This window comes from Microcystis sp. M015S2 (genome assembly GCF_020245945.1).
Classification (GTDB): Bacteria; Cyanobacteriota; Cyanobacteriia; order Cyanobacteriales; family Microcystaceae; genus Microcystis.
Genome location: NZ_JADBTX010000055.1, coordinates 1 through 2,914, shown reverse-complemented (window position 1 = coordinate 2,914; position 2,914 = coordinate 1). Strand labels below are relative to the sequence as shown.

Below are 2,914 nucleotides of genomic sequence, written 5' to 3'. Positions count from 1 at the left end.
TACCAATGTGAAAATATGTTCTATATTCTCGCCAATATTCTAACGTTCTTGTTCTTCTATAGATAGTTTAGGTTTCGGTCTCCTTTTAGATACTGAATTAGATTCAGCTTCAACACTTTTTACTGATTCTACCATCTTTCTTTAGGTTTGTTTATACACACCGAAACGGCGTTTGAACTGTTCATCTGATAAGTCTTGATCATCCATACTTTTGCTAATAAATATAGCAAAAGTATAGATGATTTCCTGACCTAAGATCACATTTTATTCTTTTTTCCACTTCCATCTAAAAATCGAGAAAAAAGCAAAACCTTTCACTACACCATAAAAAAATTATCCAAGAGGTCTATTGCTAACCCGACCGACGATGATCTATTCTGGATCCTAGCCTGACTCGCGAATCCGCACCGCCAAAAAAGAATAATGTACTGCGATTACCTGGTTCAAATTCTCACCGCACGCGTCTACGATGTCGCCCAAGAAACCCCCTTAGAACTTGCCCCCAATCTCTCCCAACGCTTGCACAATCAGCTTTTACTCAAGCGCGAGGATATGCAGTCGGTTTTCTCTTTTAAACTGCGCGGCGCATACAATAAAATGGCGCATTTGTCAAGGGATTTGTTACAAAAAGGTGTAATTGCTGCTTCGGCGGGAAATCATGCCCAGGGAGTCGCTTTGGGGGCGCGGCAATTGGGAACCCAAGCGATTATCGTTATGCCTGTCACCACTCCCCAAGTCAAAATCGACGCAGTAAAAGCCCGGGGGGGGATTGTCGTCCTGCACGGTGACACCTACGATGATGCCTATGCTTACGCGCGGCAGTTAGAAGCGGAAAAAGGCTTAACTTTTATCCATCCCTTCGATGATCCGGAGGTAATCGCCGGCCAGGGTACGATCGGTATGGAAATTTTACGACAATATCAGCAACCGATCGAGGCGATTTTCGTCGCTATTGGTGGCGGTGGGCTAATATCAGGTATTGCAGCCTATGTCAAGCGTTTACGCCCAGAAATTAAAATTATCGGGGTGGAACCCGTGGACTCAGACGCGATGAATCAATCCCTAAAAGCCGGTTATCGGGTGCGTTTGTCCCAAGTGGGATTATTTGCCGACGGGGTGGCGGTGCGCGAGGTGGGAGAGGAGACTTTTCGTCTCTGTCAGCAGTATGTGGACGAGATTATCCTCGTGGATACGGATGATATTTGTGCGGCGATTAAGGATGTTTTTCAAGATACACGCTCGATTTTAGAACCTGCGGGGGCGTTAGCGGTAGCAGGAGCGAAAGCTTATGTAGAAAGAGAAGGAATTGAGGATAAAACCCTCGTTGCTGTGGCTTGTGGAGCGAATATGAACTTTGATCGTCTGCGGTTTGTGGCGGAAAGGGCGGAATTAGGGGAACGGCGCGAGGCGTTGTATGCTGTGACTATTCCCGAACAACCGGGCAGTTTACGGCGTTTTTGCGAATGTGTCGGCAAGCGCAATTTAACCGAATTTAGTTATCGTATTGCCGATGAAAAAGAAGCACATATTTTTGTCGGCGCCCAGATCGAAAATCGCAGCGATGCCAAGAAATTAGCCGAGAGTTTTGAAGCTTGCGGCTTTAAAACCCTCGATATTAGCGATGACGAATTAACTAAATTGCATCTGCGCCACATGGTGGGAGGGCGATCGCATTTAGCCGATCATGAATTATTTTATCGCTTCGAGTTTCCCGAACGACCGGGGGCTTTAATGAAATTTGTCGCCTCCATGAGTCCCCACTGGAATATCAGCGTTTTCCATTATCGCAATAACGGGGCCGATTATGGGCGCATCGTCGTGGGCATACAGGTCCCCCCCGATGAAATGAATCAATGGCAAGCTTTTCTCGATACTCTCGGCTATCGCTATTGGGATGAAAGTCAAAACCGGGCCTATCAGTTATTTTTAGGTTAAATCGCCATTTTCAGGAAGTTATCAGTACAGATGAATCAAGATTTTCCCCATATTTCCGTTTTGAGTCAAGAATTAATCGCCGGTTTAAATATTCAACCCGGGGGGCATTATCTCGATCTTACCCTAGGGGGTGGTGGACACAGCCGCTTGCTTTTAGAAGCTCATCCCGAAACGAAAGTAACCGCCATCGATCGCGATCAAAGCGCCCTAGAAGCCGCTAAAATTAGTCTTGCCCCCTATCTAGATAGCCGTTTAACCCTCTGGTGGGGGAACTTCGCCGATTATAATGGACAAAATAGCAGTTTTGATGGCATTATCGCCGATTTAGGAGTCAGTTCTCCCCAATTCGATCAGAGCGAGCGCGGCTTTAGTTTTCGCCACACGGCAGCCTTAGATATGCGAATGGATCGCTGTCAATCCCTGACGGCAGCCGATATTATCAACCATTGGCAGGAAAAAGACTTAGCCGATCTTTTTTATCAATACGGAGAAGAACGTTTATCTCGTCCTATTGCTCGTTCTATCGTCCAAAAACGTCCCTTTACTACCACTACAGAATTAGCGGCTGTCATCGCTAGTTCTGTCCCCGCTAGTTACCGTTATGGACGTATTCATCCGGCAACGCGGGTTTTTCAATCCCTACGCATCGCTGTTAATCAAGAATTAGATTCTCTGCAAAAATTGTTACATCAAGCCCCCCACTGGCTAAAATCCGGGGGAATTATCGCTATGATCAGTTTTCATAGTCTAGAAGATCGTCTGATCAAGTATGGCTTTCGCGAAGATAATTCCTTGAAAATTATCACGAAAAAGCCGATTATTCCCAGTCGAGAAGAACAAGCTAAAAATCCTCGTTCTCGTTCGGCTAAACTAAGAATAGCCCAAAAGACAGAATCAGAGGTTATCTGATAGCAGTTATCTTAATTGTGAGGTACAAACTCTCTGGTTTTGGGGAGTCGTTATCTTGATGAGAAAGGCT

General features: G+C 45.6%; 2 protein-coding genes and 1 pseudogene. 2 read left to right on the top strand and 1 reads right to left on the bottom strand.

The window, feature by feature from the left end:
• Positions 1 to 225 (bottom strand): annotated as a pseudogene (locus tag IM473_RS11620) (helix-turn-helix domain-containing protein); the annotation flags it as partial.
• Positions 226 to 423: 198 nt separating this feature from the next.
• Here IM473_RS11620 and ilvA point away from each other — a divergent pair.
• Together ilvA and rsmH are read left to right on the top strand one after the other, a co-directional pair.
• On the top strand, positions 424 to 1,935 hold the full coding sequence (gene ilvA / locus IM473_RS11615; protein WP_287658528.1) for a threonine ammonia-lyase, biosynthetic: 1,512 nt from the start codon (positions 424 to 426) through the stop codon (positions 1,933 to 1,935).
• A 30-nt stretch (positions 1,936 to 1,965) separates the two neighbouring features.
• Positions 1,966 to 2,844 (top strand): 16S rRNA (cytosine(1402)-N(4))-methyltransferase RsmH, encoded by an 879-nt coding sequence (gene rsmH / locus IM473_RS11610; protein WP_287658527.1) that lies wholly within the window; start codon positions 1,966 to 1,968, stop codon positions 2,842 to 2,844.
• Positions 2,845 to 2,914: the final 70 nt, after the last annotated feature.

What these genes read in the sequence shown, in the direction of transcription:
- ilvA (WP_287658528.1), top strand. Translation starts at nt 424, where the DNA reads ATGTACTGCGATTACCTGGTTCAAATTCTCACCGCACGCGTCTACGAT.
- rsmH (WP_287658527.1), top strand. Translation starts at nt 1,966, where the DNA reads ATGAATCAAGATTTTCCCCATATTTCCGTTTTGAGTCAAGAATTAATC.